The sequence below is a fragment of the Paenibacillus ihbetae genome (assembly GCF_002741055.1).
GTDB lineage: Bacteria > Bacillota > Bacilli > Paenibacillales > Paenibacillaceae > Paenibacillus_AQ > Paenibacillus_AQ ihbetae.
Genome location: NZ_CP016809.1, coordinates 1,906,778 through 1,924,389, shown reverse-complemented (window position 1 = coordinate 1,924,389; position 17,612 = coordinate 1,906,778). Strand labels below are relative to the sequence as shown.

At 51.9% G+C, this 17,612-nt stretch carries 13 protein-coding genes; all 13 read left to right on the top strand.

Annotated features, from left to right (window positions below; all coding sequences use genetic code 11):
• A complete protein-coding gene (locus tag BBD41_RS08750; RefSeq protein WP_099477299.1) occupies nucleotides 1-912 on the top strand; it encodes a carbohydrate ABC transporter permease in 912 nt (303 codons plus the stop codon).
• A gap of 10 nt (nucleotides 913-922) precedes the next feature.
• A complete protein-coding gene (locus tag BBD41_RS08745) occupies nucleotides 923-2,368 on the top strand; it encodes an NHL repeat-containing protein (RefSeq protein WP_099477298.1) in 1,446 nt (481 codons plus the stop codon).
• Entirely contained in the window at nucleotides 2,365-2,985 is a 621-nt protein-coding gene (locus BBD41_RS08740; protein WP_077569456.1) for a Yip1 family protein, read from the top strand. Before BBD41_RS08745 ends, BBD41_RS08740 begins: the two co-directional genes overlap by 4 nt.
• Before the next feature lie 14 nt (nucleotides 2,986-2,999).
• Nucleotides 3,000-5,576, top strand: a complete 2,577-nt coding sequence (locus tag BBD41_RS08735; RefSeq protein WP_099477297.1) for a DUF5696 domain-containing protein — start codon at nucleotides 3,000-3,002, stop codon at nucleotides 5,574-5,576.
• Complete coding sequence (locus tag BBD41_RS08730; protein ID WP_007131558.1) at nucleotides 5,573-6,472, top strand: carbohydrate ABC transporter permease; 900 nt, start codon at nucleotides 5,573-5,575, stop codon at nucleotides 6,470-6,472. The genes BBD41_RS08735 and BBD41_RS08730 overlap by 4 nt, the downstream gene beginning before the upstream one ends.
• A gap of 54 nt (nucleotides 6,473-6,526) precedes the next feature.
• Nucleotides 6,527-7,522 (top strand): carbohydrate ABC transporter permease, encoded by a 996-nt coding sequence (locus tag BBD41_RS08725; RefSeq protein WP_099477296.1) that lies wholly within the window; start codon nucleotides 6,527-6,529, stop codon nucleotides 7,520-7,522.
• 290 nt (nucleotides 7,523-7,812) lie between these two features.
• Nucleotides 7,813-8,829, top strand: coding sequence for a glycosyl hydrolase (locus BBD41_RS08720; RefSeq protein ID WP_099477295.1), 1,017 nt, complete (start codon nucleotides 7,813-7,815; stop codon nucleotides 8,827-8,829).
• A gap of 188 nt (nucleotides 8,830-9,017) precedes the next feature.
• A complete protein-coding gene (locus BBD41_RS08715) occupies nucleotides 9,018-11,579 on the top strand; it encodes a beta-mannosidase (RefSeq protein ID WP_099477294.1) in 2,562 nt (853 codons plus the stop codon).
• A 454-nt stretch (nucleotides 11,580-12,033) separates the two neighbouring features.
• Nucleotides 12,034-12,591, top strand: coding sequence for a protein-tyrosine phosphatase family protein (locus tag BBD41_RS08710; RefSeq protein WP_099477293.1), 558 nt, complete (start codon nucleotides 12,034-12,036; stop codon nucleotides 12,589-12,591).
• A gap of 525 nt (nucleotides 12,592-13,116) precedes the next feature.
• Nucleotides 13,117-14,595: an Lsa family ABC-F type ribosomal protection protein gene (locus tag BBD41_RS08705; RefSeq protein ID WP_099477292.1), complete on the top strand. Its 1,479-nt coding sequence runs from the start codon at nucleotides 13,117-13,119 to the stop codon at nucleotides 14,593-14,595.
• A 218-nt stretch (nucleotides 14,596-14,813) separates the two neighbouring features.
• Complete coding sequence (locus BBD41_RS08700) at nucleotides 14,814-15,293, top strand: GyrI-like domain-containing protein (RefSeq protein ID WP_099477291.1); 480 nt, start codon at nucleotides 14,814-14,816, stop codon at nucleotides 15,291-15,293.
• 136 nt (nucleotides 15,294-15,429) lie between these two features.
• Nucleotides 15,430-15,915 (top strand): phage tail protein, encoded by a 486-nt coding sequence (locus tag BBD41_RS08695; RefSeq protein WP_099477290.1) that lies wholly within the window; start codon nucleotides 15,430-15,432, stop codon nucleotides 15,913-15,915.
• Nucleotides 15,912-16,337 carry a DoxX family protein gene (locus BBD41_RS08690; protein ID WP_099477289.1) on the top strand — a complete coding sequence of 142 codons (426 nt, stop codon included), beginning with the start codon at nucleotides 15,912-15,914 and terminating at the stop codon, nucleotides 16,335-16,337. The genes BBD41_RS08695 and BBD41_RS08690 overlap by 4 nt, the downstream gene beginning before the upstream one ends.
• The last annotated feature ends 1,275 nt before the right edge of the window (nucleotides 16,338-17,612 follow it).

The window sequence follows — 17,612 nt, the reverse complement described above, 5'->3', positions numbered from 1 at the left end:
GTGAAAGCTGCATATGAACTGCCGAAGAAACGAAGCGGCCGTCTTCCAAGCCTCTCGCTCAAGCGGCGCGGGAAGCGGGTTAACCGTTCTTTCATGGGCACCTTCTCCCTGTTTGCGCTCTTGGCGGTGTTCGGCGCCTTCATGGCGCTGCCGCTCGTGTACGCGATCAACAATGCGTTCAAGCCGCTGGATGAGATCTTTATGTTCCCGCCCACGCTGTTCGTCCGCAATCCGACATGGAACAACTTCTCCGATCTGATCAACCTGCTCGGACAATCGTGGGTGCCTTTCTCCCGATATATCTTCAACACGGTATTCATCACCGGGATCGGCATCGTCGGCCATGTCATTCTGGCATCGGCGGCAGCTTACCCGCTCGCAAAGCATCGATTCCCGGGGAAGACGTTTCTGTTCCAGGTCGTCGTGCTGTCCCTCATGTTCACGCCGGTGGTGACAGCGACGCCGAACTACATGATCCTGTCGTGGCTCGGCATGATCGATACGTATTGGGCGGTCATTATTCCGGCATTCGCTTATTCGCTCGGCCTGTATCTGATGAAGCAGTTTATGGAGCAGATTCCCGATGCCCTGCTCGAAGCCGCGAAGATTGACGGGGCCAGCGAGTACCGGATATTCTGGTCGATCGTCATGCCGAACGTGAAGCCCGCCTGGCTGACGCTCATTATCCTGCTCTTTCAAATTTTGTGGGGGACCGACGGCAACGGCTTCATTTACAGCGAGCAGCTGAAGACGCTGCATTACGCGTCCAATCAGATCATTCTCGGCGGCATTTCCCGGGCCGGAGCAGGCGCCGCCGTGGCGGTCATCCTGATGAGCGTGCCGATCGTGCTCTTCCTGTTCTCGCAGAGCCGGATTATCGAGACGATGGCGACCTCAGGGATGAAGGATTAGGGGGGATAACATGTCAGCGAAACGATGGCTTATTTCGCTTGCGGCGGTCTCCCTGCTGACCGGCCTGATTCCGGGAACAGCCGCCGCCAGCGCTCCGTACGAGAGCTATAACTACAATTATTGGGAGGAAGCGACACCGGCTCCGGCGCCCTATCTTCCGGTTCGCTCGGTTACGGGAACGGATCTTGGCATCGGGGAATTCGCGGATCCCGGCGATATGCATGTGTCCGGCTCCGGCCATGTTTATGTGCTGGACAGCGGCAACGGTCGGATCGTCTGCCTGGATGGCAGCTGGAAGGTGGTCCGCGTGATCGATTCCTTCATCCGGGATGGGAAGAAGGAGACCTTCGCAAATCCATCCGGCCTATTTACGGACGAGAAGGAGCAGATCTACGTTGCGGATACGGATAACCAGCGGATCGTGGTGCTAAGCGCTGAAGGCGAACTGATCCGGGTCATTGAGCAGCCGCAATCCGACGTTCTGCCGCAAGGCTTTCAATTTATTCCGCTGAAGGTGACCGTAGACCAGGCGAACCGGGTGTTCGTCGTTGCCCGCGGAGTTTACGAAGGCATTATGCAGTTCGAGGAGGACGGGACGTTCCTAGGCTATGTCGGAACGATCAAAGTGAAGCGCGATTACGGGGATTATTTCTGGAGGCTTATTTCGACCGATGCCCAGAAAGCGCAGATGCGGCTGTTTATACCGACGGAATTTTCCAATCTGGATATTGACCACAAAGGATTCGTCTACGCCACGAACATCGATGTCGGATCGAAGGAGCCGATCAAGCGCCTGAATCCTTCAGGGGAAGATGTGCTTAAGCGCTTCGGTTATTTCCCGGTGGCCGGCGATATTTACTACCGGAGAGCCGTCGGCCCGTCGAAATTCGTGGATATCAAGGTGCTGGGCGACGGGATGTACAGCGCGCTGGATTCCACGCAGGGACGGATTTTCACCTACGATGATACGGGCAATTTGCTCTATGTGTATGGCGGCATCGGCAATCAGCTTGGCGTATTCAAGACGCCCGCGGCAGTCGAAATGCTCGGGGAGCATCAGCTGGTGCTCGATCGAGGCAAGGGAAGCATCGTGGTGTTTGAACCGACGGCATTCGGACAGAACGTCAATCAAGCGGTTCGCCATCATTACCGCGGGGACGATGTGGAAGCGCAGGCTTATTGGGAGCGGGTGCTCCAGCTTAACGCCAATTACGACATCGCGTACATCGGCATCGGGAAAGCGAAGCTTATGAAGGGGGAGAACAAGGAAGCCCTTCATTACTTCGAGATGGGGATGGACCGCAAAAATTACTCCGTCGCCTTCAAACGATACCGCCGTGAAGTAATGAAGGAGCATTTCGGCACCTTCTTGTCGGCAGCGACAGGCGCTGTGCTGCTGTATGCCGTATATCGGACGGTTCGACATCGAAACAAGAGGAGGGTGAAGCAGGCATGAGGCAGGAGTATTTCAAGTTTCCTCTGCATTTGATCGTTCATCCCTTCGACGGATACTGGGATCTGAAATATGAGAACCGGGGACGCCTCGGCGTCGCCTTCTCCGTGCTGGCCCTTGTCGTCATCGCGAGTATCGTGCAGCGGGAGTATGCCGGTTTCCTCGTGAACTTCAACGATCCCCGGAGGCTCAACAGCTTTGACGAGCTGCTGTACATCGTGCTCCCGTTCTTTCTATGGTGCGTTTCGAATTGGTCCGTGACCACATTGATGGGCGGGGAGGGGAAGTTCAAGGAAATCGTGCTCGCCAGCGCCTATGCGCTCATTCCGATGGTGCTGATTAACCCGCCAATGACGCTTGCAAGCCGGTTCATGGTTCAGGAGGAGACCGTGTTCTATTATCTCCTCACCATGGTCGCGACGATCTGGTTCATCGGACTGCTCTTCGTCGGCTCCATGACGATCCATCAATACTCGGCGGGCAAGACCGTTCTGACGATGTTCCTCAGCGTCATCGTGATGCTCATCATCGTGTTTCTTGGAACGCTTGTCTTCAGCATGATGCAGCAGATCTACACGTTCGTCGTGAACGTCTACCGCGAGATCATATTTAGACAGTAAAGGAGGCCGCAGCCGTGAAATCAAGAAAATGGCTCTACACGGTGCTTGCATGTGTCGTCATCGCCGGCATTGCAACGGGCTTTCTGATCGGCGCGAACCGGGGCGCGCCGGCGGTGGACGTTGCTGCTTATGCTGCAGGAGCATCGGAGCCGGCGCCGGGGAAGGAGCTTTCCGTTCTGCCGGACCGGACCGAGGGCGTACCAGGGATGAGCCTGGTCGCAGAGACTGCCGCGCTTGGCCTGTACTACCATCCGGAGACGACCGAAATCGCGATTCGGGACAAACGAAGCGGCCGCATATGGTACAGCAATCCGGCGGACCGGGCGGAGGATCCGATCGCATCGCCGTTCGAGAAGGAGGCTCTGTCCTCGCAGCTGACGGTGACGTTCCGCGATTCGATCGGCACGCTCGAAACGTATCCGAGCTACACATGGAGCGTAACGAACGGGAATTTCCAAGCCGAAAGCATCGAGAACGGCATCAGGGTTACATACACGCTGGGCGATGTCTCGCTGGGCATCGATGCCCTGCCGAAATATATTACGCCCGAGCGGCTGCAGGAGAAAGTGCTCAGCAAGCTGGATGCCGCGTTGGCTAAATACGTGCAGGCCCGCTACTACCCGATGAAGGATAACCCCGCCGTGCTGGAGCGCCTGGACGAACAGATCAAGAAAGAGCTGGTTCTGAAAAAAATGCTGGGGGCGTTCGAGCAGGCCGGATACACCGCGGATGATCTGGCCATCGACAATGCGTCAGGCGGAGGGGAGGCGGCAAGCGCTGATTCGAAGCCGCGGTTCACCATTCCGGTCGAATATCGCCTCGACGAGGATTCCCTTATGGTGTCGGTGCCGCTTGAACAGGTAACCGAAAGCGACAGCTACCGTCTTCGCAGCATGGAGCTGCTTCGTTATTTCGGGGCGGCGGGGACGAACGAGCAGGGGTATATGTTCGTTCCGGACGGCAGCGGCAGCCTGATTATGCTGAATAACGGGAAGGTGAAGGAAGAGCAATACGTGCAGCGGATATACGGCACCGACCCGAATCATAACAGCGCGAGCCGGGGACAGGTTGCGGAGCCTGCCCGCATGCCGGTATTCGGGATGAAGAGCGGAGACGGCGCATGGCTTGCCATCATTGAGGAAGGGGATGCGATTGCCAGCGTGTCCGCCGATATCAGCGGCAAGCAAAACTCGTACAATCATGTGTTCAGCAGCTTTGCCGTCAGGGGCGAGGATATGCTGGAGCTGTACACCGGAAGCACGGTCCAGGAAATCCAGCTGCTGAGCGACAAAATGTACGACGGCCATCTCTCCGTCAGGTACAGCTTCCTATCGGGCGGAGATGCGACTTACTCGGGAATGGCCCGTCTATACCAGCAGCGGCTGGTTCAGGAGAAGAAGCTGACGCCGCTGGCGGAAAGCGACCGCATCCCGTTCTATCTCGACATGCTGGGAGGTGTGGACAAACAGCGATCGTTCCTTGGCGTGCCGTATCATGCCGTCGTCTCCATGACGACATTTGACCAGGCAGGGGACATTGCCGGGAAGCTTGTGGAAGACGGGGTATCGAATTTGCGCATGCGTTATCTCGGCTGGTTCGGCAAGGGCGTTCATCATAAGCCGCCGGTCAACGCCAAGACGGACGGGGCCGTCGGCAGCGTCTCGGAGCTGAAGGAGCTGGCGGCTGAGCTGCAGGCCGCCGGCGGCGGACTGTATCCGGATGTTGCGTTCCAGCATGTGTATCGGGACGATGGTTCCTTTACACCGGCATCGGATGCCGCCAGGTTCGTCACCAGGGAAACGGCGGAGCTGCATCCTTACGACCGCAGCATGAACCGGATGGATTCGTATTACGGCACCTACTATCTGATGTCCCCGGCGAAGCTTCCGCATTACGTGAGCCGGTTTGCGGACTCCTACGGCCGTTACGGCATCGCTTCATTATCCTTGCGGGATCTGGGCGATGTTCTGAGCTCCGACTACCGGGTACAGCGGGTCGTATTCCGGGAGACGGCCAAGCTGATCGCCCAAGATCAGCTGGAGCGGCTGCGGGAGGCGAGCCCGGATCTGATGGTATCGGGCGGCAATGCGTACAGCTGGCCGTACGCGAAGCATCTGATCGATGTTCCGGCGGCAAGCAGCAAATTTGGCCTTACCGATGCCGAGGTGCCCTTTTACCAGATGGTCATTCACGGCTACATCGATTATGCGGCCGGCGCGTTCAATATCGGCAACGAGCAGAATCCCCGCAAGCAGCTGCTCCGGTCGCTTGAGATGGGCTCGGCTCCTCGCTATCTGTGGTCCTACGAGCAGAGCTCGGAGCTGAAATACACGCGATTCGACGAGATGTATGCAGCCGATTACCGGGACTGGTACGAGGAGGCCGTTGCCCTGTACAAAGAGCTGAACGAGGTGCTCGCTCCGGTCCGAACCGAGCGGTTGGTCGAGCACACGCAGCATGCGGACGGCGTAGTTGAAGTGAAGTATGAGAGCGGCATGTCGATCCTGATCAATTATACCGACAAGCCGGCCTCGGTTCGCGGCATAACGGTTGAGCCGCAATCTTATGCAGTAGGTGGTGACCGGGCATGAAATTAAGACTGTCCTTAACGCAAAAAAGATCCATGCTCGGCTTGCTGTTCATTGCGCCGTGGCTCATCGGCTTTGTCTTTCTGTTCGCGGGGCCGCTGCTTCAGTCCATTTTGTTCAGCTTCAGCAAGCTGGTCATTTCCCCGGGCGGGTATGAGCTGGAGGCCGTCGGCTGGCAGAATTTCAAGGATGCGCTGTTCGTGGACGCGAACTTCAACCGGATTTTGACGGAATCGATTCTGGGGACGGTCGTGGATGTGCCTTTAATCCTGTTCTTCAGCCTGTTCTCGGCTGTTCTCTTGAATCAGAAATTCAGGGGACGCGCACTGGCAAGGGCGATCTTCTTCCTGCCGGTCATTCTCGCTTCCGGAGCAATTTCAGCCGCCGAAACCTCGGGGCTCATCAACCTGGTCGGAAATGCGTCCGTGGCGGAGGAGCTCGGCACGGCGTCCGGGCAGTTCAACGTGCTCTCCATGGTGCGCATATTGACGGAAGCCGGATTCCCGATCACGATCACCGATTACATCGTCGAGGCCGTCATGCGGATCTATGACATCATCAGCAGCTCCGGCGTTCAGATTCTTATCTTCCTGGCCGCGCTGCAGGCTGTGCCGAGCTCGATGTACGAAGTGGCCAAGATCGAAGGCGCGACCGCTTATGAATCGTTCTGGAAAATTACGTTCCCGATGGTGAGTCCGCTTATCCTGACCAACATGATCTACACCATCATCGACTCGTTTACGGACAGCACGGTAACCCGAACGATCTATGAGACGGCCTTCAAGACGCAAAATTTCGGACTCAGCGCGGCGATGGCCTGGCTGTACACGATCGTGGTGAGCCTGCTTCTGGTCATCATGGGCATCATCGTGTCGAGAAGAACCTTTTACCAAAACTAAGGGCTGTCACACATGCGATCAGAAGAAGGAAGAGGAGGAAGGGAGGAGCAACGCATGGCAATTATTCGAGAGCCTTCGAAAGAATCGGCCCAGGCACGCATGAACCGGATCAGGAACAAGACGCTGCCGATCCTATGGTCGGTATTCCGTTATCTGCTGATCATCGGCATTACCTTTATCATTATTTATCCGATCATCTCCAAATTCTCGGTTGCGTTCAAGGATAAGCAGGACATTTATAATCCGACGATATACATGATTTCGGTACACTTCACGCTGGATAATTTCAAAATCGTGCTGGACCTGCTTGATTATTGGCCGCTGCTGCTCAATACGATGATCTATGTGTTTATTACGATGCTGCTTACGACAATGTCGACGGCGCTTGCGGGCTATGGATTTGCACGGTTCACCTTTCCGGGGAACAATCTGCTGTTCGCGCTGGTCGTCCTGACGATCCTGATACCGATGAGCACGCTGATGGTGCCGATGTATTTGCACTTCCGCAGCTTTGACGTGCTCGGGCTGGTCCGGCTGTTCACCGGCCAGGAAGGAATCAATCTGCTTAACAGCTACTGGCCGTCCATCATTACGTCGGCTACGGCGACCGGGCTGAAAGCCGGGCTGTTCGTGTATATTTTTCGCCAGTTCTTCCGCGGCCTGCCGAAGGAGATCGAGGAAGCGGCGCTGATCGACGGAGCGGGCGGGATCAAGACCTTTTTCGCGATTATGCTGCCGAATGCGATCCCGCCGCTCATTACCGTCACGCTGTTTTCGTTCGTATGGCAGTATAACGACACGTTCTATACCTCGCTCTTCATGAGCGAAGGGGCACTTATGCCGCTGAAGATCGCCTCGCTGCCCGCTGATGCGAATCAGTTCCTGCCGTCCATCATGGGGCTCGGCTCGTCGGCCAAGGCGGATCCGAACTATGTTGCCCTGGTGGTGGATACCGGCATTTTGCTGGCGATTTTACCGCTCATCGCCCTGTATCTGTTCGTGCAGCGCCATTTCGTCGAAAGCGTAGAGCGTACGGGGGTTGTAGGCTAAGCGTGAAAAGATGGAGCATATGCGGGTCGTAGGGTGATAGCATGCGAGTCGTAAGCTAAACGCGGCAAGATGGAGGATACACGAGTAGTAAGCTGCTAAGCGAGGAAAGATGGAGCGTCCGGGAGTAGTAGGCTGCGCATGAAAAACGTGGCGTATGGGCGTTGTGGACTAAGCGTGATGTTGTGCAAACAGTGGCATGAATGTAAGGGTGTGCACGGAAAGCGGATAATTGAGGGCCGGTAGCTACTGGCCAAGAATTATTCCATAACGACAGGTCAGGAGAGAAGCCAATGACGAAAGCTAATACTTCCCGATTCGAGGTTGCGCCCGAGCTGATTAATCCAAGGGCCTCCGAGGGTGCGAAGCGGTTGATGCGTTATTTGTGCAGTATTTACGGAAAGCGGATGCTGACCGGTCAGCAGATCGGCGTCGTATCGACGCCTGAATTCGATATGATTCACAGGGTAACGGGAAAGTACCCTGCGGTTGGCGGCTTCGACTTCATGAATTACTCGCCGTCCAGGGTGGAGCGCGGTGCCGAATGCCGCGACACCGATCTTGCGATCGAGTGGTGGAACCGCGGCGGGATCGTCACCTTCTGCTGGCATTGGAATGCCCCGAAGGATCTGATTGATCTGCCGCCGGACCGTACATGGGGGAGCGGGTTTTATACGAAAGCCACAACCTTCGACGTTCAGCGGGCGATGACGGATCAGGGCTCGGAGGAATACCGTCTGCTCATCCGCGATATCGATGCAATCTCCGATCAGCTGAAACGGCTGCAGGACGAAGGGGTGCCGGTGCTGTGGAGGCCGCTGCATGAGGCGTCGGGCGGATGGTTCTGGTGGGGAGCGAAAGGGCCGGAGCCCTGCATCGCTTTATGGAAGCTGATGTACGAGCGGATGACCCATGTTCACGGGCTGAACAACCTGATCTGGGTATGGAACGGCCAGCATAAGGACTGGTATCCCGGGGATGCGTACGTCGATATCATCGGCGAAGATATTTATCCCCCCGCCCAGGATTACGGCTCCCAAGCGGAGCGGTTCCGCATGGCGGAGTCGTATACGGATGCAAGGAAGATCATCGCATTGACCGAGAACGGGGTCGTCCCCGATCCCGACCGGATGCTTGCGGATGACTGCCCTTGGGCATGGAATTGTACCTGGTACGGAAGTTTTGTTTTTACGGGGGAAGGAGACGAGCGGGTCTATTCCGAAGAATATACGGATGCGGAGCAGCTTGTGAAGACCTATACGCATCCCTTTACGGTTACGCTGGATGAGCTCCCCAATTTGAAAGACTAGTTAGTGAAATTTGGGCGGAGATGATTCGGCGCTGCCCATCGAAGGCTGCAAAAGATTTTGAATCCATGTGTGTTTTGGCGCAGCTAGGTCTTTTCGGAGTGGAGAAAACGATGCTGCATTGAAGCCATGCCGCATGCTAAACGATGAGTTCCATACAAAAATATAACAAATAGGGCAAGGTGACTACCATGAATAAAAACATTCTGACATTAACGAAGTGGAATTTTAAGGCTAGCGACGAGACGGAGTGGCTTCCAGCCCAGGTGCCGGGCTGCGTTCACACAGATCTGCTGAGAAACGGCAAGATCCCGGATCCGTTCTACGGAACGAATGAGCATGATCTGCAATGGATTGACAAGAAGGATTGGGAGTACGAAACGGTGGTTGAAATCGATCCGCAGCTGCAGGCTCAAGCCAAGGTTGAGCTGGTATTCGAGGGTTTGGATACATATGCGGATGTGTACTTCAACGGGGTGAAGGTGCTGGAAGCGGATAATATGTTCCGCTCATGGCGCGTCGATGTAAAATCGCTCGTCAAAGCGGCCGGAAACGTCATCCGCATCCGCTTCCGCTCCCCGATCCAGGAGGATTTGCCGAAGCTGGAGAAGCTGGGATACCCGCTGCCGGCGAGCAACGATCAGTCCGAGCTTGGGGGATTGGGCGACCGGAAGGTCAGCATCTTTACGCGGAAGGCGCCGTACCATTACGGCTGGGATTGGGGTCCGCGGTTCGTCACGAGCGGAATCTGGCGGGAGGCCCGCATCGAAGCCTGGTCGGGGGTGCGTCTGGATGATGTGTTCATCCGCCAGGATGAAATTACGGCCGCATCGGCTAAGCTGACTGCCGTGGCATCCATTGAGGCCGAGCAGGCGTGGCAGGGCAAGCTGCGCGTTTCGGCAGCCGGACAGGTATGGGAGAAGGAGGTCCAATTGGCGGAGGGCAGCAACACCGTCGAGCTGGAATTGGCCATTGCCGAGCCAAAGCTGTGGTGGTGCCAGGGATTGGGCGAAGCGCATCTGTATGATTTTCAAGTGGAGCTCGCCCGGGATCAGCACACGGCAGCGTCGTACCAGGTGAGAACCGGACTGCGCAGCGTCCGGCTCGTGCGGGATAAGGACGAGAGAGGCACATCGTTCTATATTGAGCTGAACGGCACGCCGGTTTTCGCCAAGGGCGCAAACCATATCCCGAACGACAGCTTCCTTACGGAAGTGACCGCTGAGCGTTATCGTCACGAGATTGCGTCCGCTGCGGAGTCCAATATGAATATGCTGCGCATTTGGGGCGGCGGCATTTATGAAGAGAAGGTATTCTATGACCTGTGCGATGAGTACGGCTTGATGGTATGGCAGGATTTCATGTTTGCTTGCAGCATGTATCCCGGGGATGAGGCGTTTTTGGAAAATGTACGGCTGGAAGCGGAGGAGAATATCGTCCGGCTGCGGAATCATCCAAGCATCGTGCTCTGGTGCGGCAATAATGAGATTGACTCTGCCTGGGCCCACTATGACGAGAACGCCGGGTGGGGATGGAAGAAGGATTATACGCATGAGCAGCGCGAGCGGATTTGGGCCGACTATGAGGCCATCTTTCACCGGATTTTGCCGGAGGCGGTCGCAAGCTATGCGCCCGGCGCGGAATATTGGCCGTCATCACCGCTCGTATCGCTGAGCGGTGACAAGGATCAGCATGCCAATCCATCCACCACAAGCGGTGACATTCACTACTGGGGCGTTTGGCATAACACCGAGCCGTTCGATAATTACAACGTGTATGTAGGACGCTTTATGAGCGAGTACGGCTTCCAGTCGTTCCCGGAGCCGAAGACGGTCCGCACCTATGCAGAGGAAAGCGACATGGAGCTGGAATCGAAGGTCATGCTGGCGCACCAGAAGAATGGGGCGGGCAACAGGCTCATCAAGAGCTACATGGAGCAGTATTATAATGAGCCGAAGGATTTTGAAGCATTCCTCCATATGAGCCAGATTCAACAGGGCGAAGCAATGAAAATGGCAATCGAGGCCCATCGCCGCAACAAACCGTACTGCATGGGTACCCTGTATTGGCAGATGAACGACTGCTGGCCGGTCGCTTCCTGGGCAGGCATGGACTACCTCGGCAGATGGAAGGCGCTGCAGTACGTGGCTAAACGCAGCTTCAGGGACGTCAGCCTGTCGGTTGATTCCAGGGAGCAGGAGGTCCGCGTTCATCTCGTCTCCGACGTGAACGAGCCGGTTCGCGGAACGCTGCGCGTCCAGCTGTTCGATTTTGACGGTAAGGAGCTGTACGCTTCCGAACATCCGGTCGATGCGGAGGCGCAGGCATCCTTCGTGGCGTTTCGGGCGGCAGAAGACGAGCTTCTGCAAGGCCATGACCCGTCCCGGGTAGTGCTGCTGGCGCAGCTGCTTCAGGAGGATGACGTACTCGACAGCAAAACCCATTACTTCGTGAATGACAAGGCGCTCCGCCTTCAACGCCCGAACATTCGCGTAAGCGAGGTTGATGGCAGCGGGGGTACTGCGTTCGTGTTGGAGAGTGACGTGCTGGCCCGTCATGTGTGGCTGTCCCAGGAGGAGGAAGGCTTCTACAGCGACAACTTCTTCGACCTGATTCCGGGCATTCCGGTGACGGTGTCCTTTAACCGCAGAAATGCTGCCGGCGAAACGCCGTTCGTCACGGGCCGCCCAGGGCAGGTCGAGGTCCGGTCAATGGCGGACTGCATCGATCCGGCGGCGGTCGTGTCGGTATAGTCAGCTGGTTGCTGGTGTCTGGCAAAACGTTAACATGCGGTTACACGGATTACACAGATTAGTTAGCACCATCATTCGTAGTTCATAAGAGTTGGCAGAGCAAACCTTGTTAGGAACTAGTTAGTGCTCGGTATAACCGCTTCTCAAGCCATAAGGGCGAGAGGAGCGGTTTTGTTTTTTCATGCAGGCATTGTTTATTCATTATCGAGACGGGAAAAACCAATGGGACTAAGCAGGGATGCTCATAGGAGCATCGGGAACAGGCAAATGTATGTGTTCTGAACATCAAAATGAAAACGACCCCGAAAAGGGTCCTGGTCTTAGAGCTCGAATATGATATATGATGTCGCAGGTGATGAAAGGGTTATCCAAGAAATGAGTTATTGAATGTCCTTTAAACTATCGGAGCATGGGCACTGTCCACCTTATAGAACAAAAAAGGAGTGGCGTTCATATGAATAAATTCATAATGAAGCTTGCGGAGTGGATAAGTAATCCTAAACATGGGTTCACCGCTGCTTATGAAGGGGAACATTTCGTTTTTGGAGCGCGCCGCCCTGGATTTCCTTTCGCTCGTGTTTCCTCCGTGCTATTGCAAAGGTGGATTGCATTTATGCGGACACAAGGCATAACACGCGTCATTTGTTTATTACCCCCGCGTCAATTGGCTGCTTATGAGGATCTGCTTCGAAGTTATCACCAAGAGTTTGGTAAAGATAATGTGCTTTGGGTTCCCGTTGAAGATTTCCGCCTGGTAGAAGAGGACCAACTTATTTATCGTATTTTACCATTTTTGGCGGAGTCAGAGCAGCTGCAAGCGAAAACGGTCGTTCATTGCTCAGGTGGAGTAGGCCGGACAGGTCATGTTCTCGCTGCCTGGCTCGTGGGGCGTCGGAGAATGTCCAATGAGGAGGCGATTACGGCAGTAAAAAGACAAGGCAGAAATGCACGTGAATCAAGAGACAAAAGGTTGGATGAGCTGCTTGATCGATGCAGGGATTCCTTTTCTTAACGAGGGTAAACGAAACTTAAAGACATCACCATATAATTGTTGAAAAGATGTAAGGCGACAACCATATTGAGGGAAACGATGATTGTATTCCACAAAAATAATTGTTAATATAAGAACATAATGATGAGAGGACTGATGGATGGACGGTGGTTAACTAATCTATATTTTTATTTGAGTTGAATAACTTCCAAATACAAAATATTGGGTTAGTCTATCCATTTCTATAAATCAGTGTACATGTCATGAATTTAATGGCAACTACAAACTTATTTATGAAAATGAACGGCTAATCCTTCCATATCCATTTGGGAGGATTTTTTATTCTCTCATAGGGTAAGCTGTGATGTTTTTTAAATCTAAATATAAAGGGGAGAGAGAAATATGAGTATTTTAGACACGATCGTTACGCATGTAATACTCCGTATAAGTCGTTAATATCCATCAAACTTATGCGGAGTATGAAAATAGATGGATTTACCGACTTTGTATACAGATAGAAGTGCGATATACAAAGGAGGAATTTTCATGTCGATGATAAAAGTTCAAGACTTAACGTTTTCTTATCCAGGCAGCTTTGACCATATTTTCGAAGGGGTAAACTTTCAAATCGATACCAATTGGAAGCTTGGCTTTATTGGAAGAAATGGGCGGGGCAAAACAACGTTCTTTCAGCTGTTATTAGGGAAGTATGAATATAGCGGGAACATCCTTTCTTCGGTCGAATTTAATTATTTCCCTTACCCCGTTTCGGATCCAAACAAGTTAACTTATGAAGTCCTTGAAGAAATTTGCCCCCAAGCAGAGGATTGGGAGTTTCTTCGTGAAATCTCCTATCTAAAAGTAGATGCCGAGGTCATGTACCGACCGTTCAAAACCTTATCCAATGGAGAACAAACCAAGGTGTTGCTTGCCGGACTATTTTTGAATGAAGGCCAGTTTCTATTGATTGATGAGCCGACTAATCATTTAGACACCGATGGACGAAAGATTGTCTCTGATTATTTAAGGAAGAAAAAAGGGTTTATTCTAATCTCACATGATCGAAGCTTCTTAGACGGATGCGTTGACCACATCTTGTCGATCAATCGAGCGAATATCGAGGTTCAAAGCGGAAACTATTCTTCATGGAAGTTAAATTTTGATAGGCAGCAGGAACACGAAGAGGTAATCAATCAGCGTCTGCAAAAAGACATCGGGCGATTAAAGGAGTCCTCGAAGCGTTCAGCAAATTGGTCTAATCAAGTGGAAGCCTCCAAAAACGGGACAACGAATTCGGGTTCTAAACTCGACAAGGGTTTTGTAGGCCATAAAGCGGCAAAGATGATGAAGAGAGCAAAGAGCATTGAGTCAAGGCAGCAAAAGGCGATTGAGGAAAAGTCCAAGCTTCTAAAAAATGTGGAGAAAACTGAGCCATTAAAATTAGAACCATTGGAATTTCAGTCAAAAGAATTGATCGTTTTGGCTGACTTGTCAGTGATGTACGATGACCAAATCATAAATAAACCCGTTAGCTTCACGGTTGAACAAGGTGATCGCATCATACTTGATGGAAAGAATGGAAGCGGCAAAAGCAGTATCCTCAAACTAATATTGTGGAATGAGATACAGCATACAGGCTCGATTAAACGGGGGTCTGGACTTATCATTTCCTATGTCGAACAGGATACTTCTCATTTGAAGGGACAGTTATCGGACTTTATAGAAGAACATGAGATTGATGAACCCTTATTTAAATCCATCTTACGCAAGATGGATTTTGACCGAATCCAATTTGAGAAGGACATCTCCCATTATTCTGGCGGGCAGAAGAAAAAGCTTCTTATAGCCAAAAGTTTATGTGAACGGGCTCATGTCTACATTTGGGATGAACCGTTAAATTTTATTGATCTGTATTCACGCATGCAGCTTGAAGAACTAATTCAACAATTTAACCCCACCATGATCATGGTGGAGCATGATCAGGCATTTCAACAATCAGTTGCAACCAAAATGATATCTGTGTAGTTGAATACGAAGAATGGAAGGACATTGCATGTTTAGCGACAAATATGTAATGTCCTTTTCGTTTTTCAATGTTCCAAGCGGGATAATCATTCCGCCCGAAACTTTTTCCATCGGCCCCCTAAACAGTATCATTTTTTGATATGATTAAAAGTTATTATAAAGTCAACAAAAGCGATGAGACAATTCAAGCGAATCTAAAGAAAAGGAAGGGATTAAAAATGGCAAACTACAGGATTGAGCAAAAAGACAGCTTTACGGTGTTAGGGATCGGAACCGAGCTTCAAAGCGATTATACGGATTATGCCGGTATCAACAAGGAAAAGGCAGATTTCTGGAAGGAAGTACAGCAGGACGGAAGGCTGGACGCATTAAAGGCGGCAGCCGCGAATGAATACTTGTTTGTCGTGAACGAAGCGGTGAATAACAAGATGATGTATTATGCTGGCGTCATGACCGATGCAGCACTACCCGAAGCAACCCGGGTCATTCAATTTCCTAAAGGGGAATATCTCGTTGTAAAAGGGGAAGGGAAGACGGCAGATGAGTTGAGTCATATGCTTACTGGCATTGCTTTCGGGCAAGTCTTGCCGGAGGCAAAGGATATCGCCTATGTTGGCGGACCGAACGCCACGGTTGAGATGGGGGAGCGAAACGGATTGGTATTTGGTGAAATGTGGATTCCTGTTGTTAGGAAGTAATGCTTCCGATGCGAGTTTTGCTCGAAGTCGATTCAAGAAGTACCTCACACAAAACTAAGTCTACGCTCGATGCGAGTTTTGCTCGAAGTCGATTCAAAGAAGTGCCTCACTCACAAAACTTTTAGGAGAGATGAACATGTCCCATATCGTTGATTTCAAAAATGTGTCCACCGCCGGTTTAGAATCTTCGCCCGTAGCCGAAGCGCTCGCTGGTTTACGAGCCAATGAAGCCCGTTATTTTATGAACAAATATAAGCATGAATTTACGGTTGTACCCGCCAGCGAGAGCCAAGAGGCCCTGGATTACGTGAACCATATTCTGAAAAAGGAACGTGATCTTGAGATTGCGGCCAAACCATTGGAAACATCGCGGTTTCAAGTAGAAAATATCCAATTTACCTATGTTTTTTATGAGGATGGGCTTGCGCTCAATGTCATGTATACGGTTGATGACCCTAAGAAGCGTGCCGTTGGTTTTAAGCTTTCTGAGGGGATGGAGGTACCCGAGGTGCTGGAAGGGAAGTTTAAATTTGCAAGGCAGAAATCAAAATTAGCTGGAACGGTTCGTGGCTCGTTTTTTGTAATCAAGAGAGAATATAGCTATGAGGAGGAATCGAAATGAGTAAGCTGATCAGTGCGGAAACAACAATGAAAGGTAATACCCAGCCCCGTGGAAGGATGGTGGCTTATTGGTCTGTCACCATCCTACTCGCAGCAGCTATTACGTTAAGTGGTATCGGCCAGCTGATGCAATTAGGAGGAAATGTCGAATTAGTGACGAAGCTGGGGTACCCATTATACGTAATGACCATTCTCGGGATTTGGAAAGTGCTTGGGGCGGTTGCGCTCGTCGTGCCAGGTTTACCGCGACTTAAAGAATGGGCTCATGCCGGTATCTTCTTTTTAATGACGGGTGCGGCCTTATCGCATGCGTTCGCTAACGACTACGGGGATTACGGGTTTAATTTTATCCTCCCCCTTGCCTATGCTGCATTAAATATCTGCTCGTGGGCGCTGCAGCCATCGAAGAGCCGCTTATCTTAAAGGATGGTAAATATCACGGACGGCTTCCCCTTCGTATCACCAATAGATTTTTAAATCCAAGGAAATCTATTGGTGAAAGGGGGTATAACAGAACAAAACTACGACAATAAGATATGACAGCAGAGCCGCATAACTGCGGCTTTTATGGTTTTAAGCAGCCAAGTTTTTGATCGAACTCATTAGCCAGCGGGCAGGCCATATTCATTTAATCCGGTAACGGACAGGACATCTCCTAGTCGCAGACTAACTTTCCGTCATGGGTCTTGGACCTGTTCGCTAAGGACGTCATAGGTTAGGCCATCAATGTTCAAGTGGCACTTTCAAGTTATATTCAGTAATAGCCTAAGTGCTAATGGATTGGAGTAAAATCTTTTAAGAAGGTATAACCGTTTTGCTTTCCTGTGCAAAAACAGACCGATATCAAATTTGAATCGGTCTGTTTTTATACCATTACCCGGGAAATTGAGGGAGAAGATCACGATTTTCGAGTCAGACTGCCGGTTCTTGTCGAAAAAGTGAGGGGTTAGTGGAAGGCCAAAAGACTTCTAGTGCTGCATTTTTGTCTGCAACCAACGTTTGTGAAGCTCCATGCTTTAGGGTCAACTCATTTCAGCCAAAAAGTAGCTTGTTATACTCAGCAGGAACAATGCAGCTATGATGCAGATAACGATCAGGGTTGATTTTTTCATAGGGGATTCTCCTTGGCAGGTATTAATAAAAGAGACTGGTCGAGCTCATGCCTCCCACAAGATTGCCTACTCTCGCACTTTTATCGAAAGCTAGGGAAGGAATCAGTGCAGTATTTACAGAGCATTTGAGCAAACTCCAATGGAACAGTCCTCATGGAATGAGCTACCATGGAGCCGGCTATCCCCTGACAGAGTCGTCATCGCTCTAGGCTAACCAGTATTTACACATGGAGAAGGCCCCACAAACATCCTCGCTGAAAAAAAGTGCTTAACTGATATTGAGATGACTAAGCTCTCAACGATTTTATTCCCCTCCCCCTATAGAAGAGGGCGAGACTAGCCTTTGCGTTCTCACGGTCCATTGCTGGAAGTGGGGAAAGGGATTTGCACCTTCTCAGCAGTGCTCTCGGGATCCCTGAATAGCCTCAGCGCAGCAGGCGGAAAGTTGCAGGAGAAGCTTCAGCGGAGCAGGCGGAATGTTCCAGAAGAAGCGTCAGCGTTCGCCTCAAAGCTTTCTGGAAGAAAGCTACTTCGGAAGCATCGGCATTCTCCGGATTTCTACGATGGCTATTACAAGTTCAAAGAA

Bases quoted from the DNA above. Each gene is read 5' to 3' on its own strand.
- BBD41_RS08715 (WP_099477294.1), top strand. From the start codon at position 9,018: ATGAATAAAAACATTCTGACATTAACGAAGTGGAATTTTAAGGCTAGC.
- BBD41_RS08690 (WP_099477289.1), top strand. From the start codon at position 15,912: ATGAGTAAGCTGATCAGTGCGGAAACAACAATGAAAGGTAATACCCAG.
- BBD41_RS08710 (WP_099477293.1), top strand. From the start codon at position 12,034: ATGAATAAATTCATAATGAAGCTTGCGGAGTGGATAAGTAATCCTAAA.
- BBD41_RS08720 (WP_099477295.1), top strand. From the start codon at position 7,813: ATGACGAAAGCTAATACTTCCCGATTCGAGGTTGCGCCCGAGCTGATT.
- BBD41_RS08700 (WP_099477291.1), top strand. From the start codon at position 14,814: ATGGCAAACTACAGGATTGAGCAAAAAGACAGCTTTACGGTGTTAGGG.
- BBD41_RS08695 (WP_099477290.1), top strand. From the start codon at position 15,430: ATGTCCCATATCGTTGATTTCAAAAATGTGTCCACCGCCGGTTTAGAA.
- BBD41_RS08725 (WP_099477296.1), top strand. From the start codon at position 6,527: ATGGCAATTATTCGAGAGCCTTCGAAAGAATCGGCCCAGGCACGCATG.
- BBD41_RS08745 (WP_099477298.1), top strand. From the start codon at position 923: ATGTCAGCGAAACGATGGCTTATTTCGCTTGCGGCGGTCTCCCTGCTG.
- BBD41_RS08740 (WP_077569456.1), top strand. From the start codon at position 2,365: ATGAGGCAGGAGTATTTCAAGTTTCCTCTGCATTTGATCGTTCATCCC.
- BBD41_RS08705 (WP_099477292.1), top strand. From the start codon at position 13,117: ATGTCGATGATAAAAGTTCAAGACTTAACGTTTTCTTATCCAGGCAGC.
- BBD41_RS08730 (WP_007131558.1), top strand. From the start codon at position 5,573: ATGAAATTAAGACTGTCCTTAACGCAAAAAAGATCCATGCTCGGCTTG.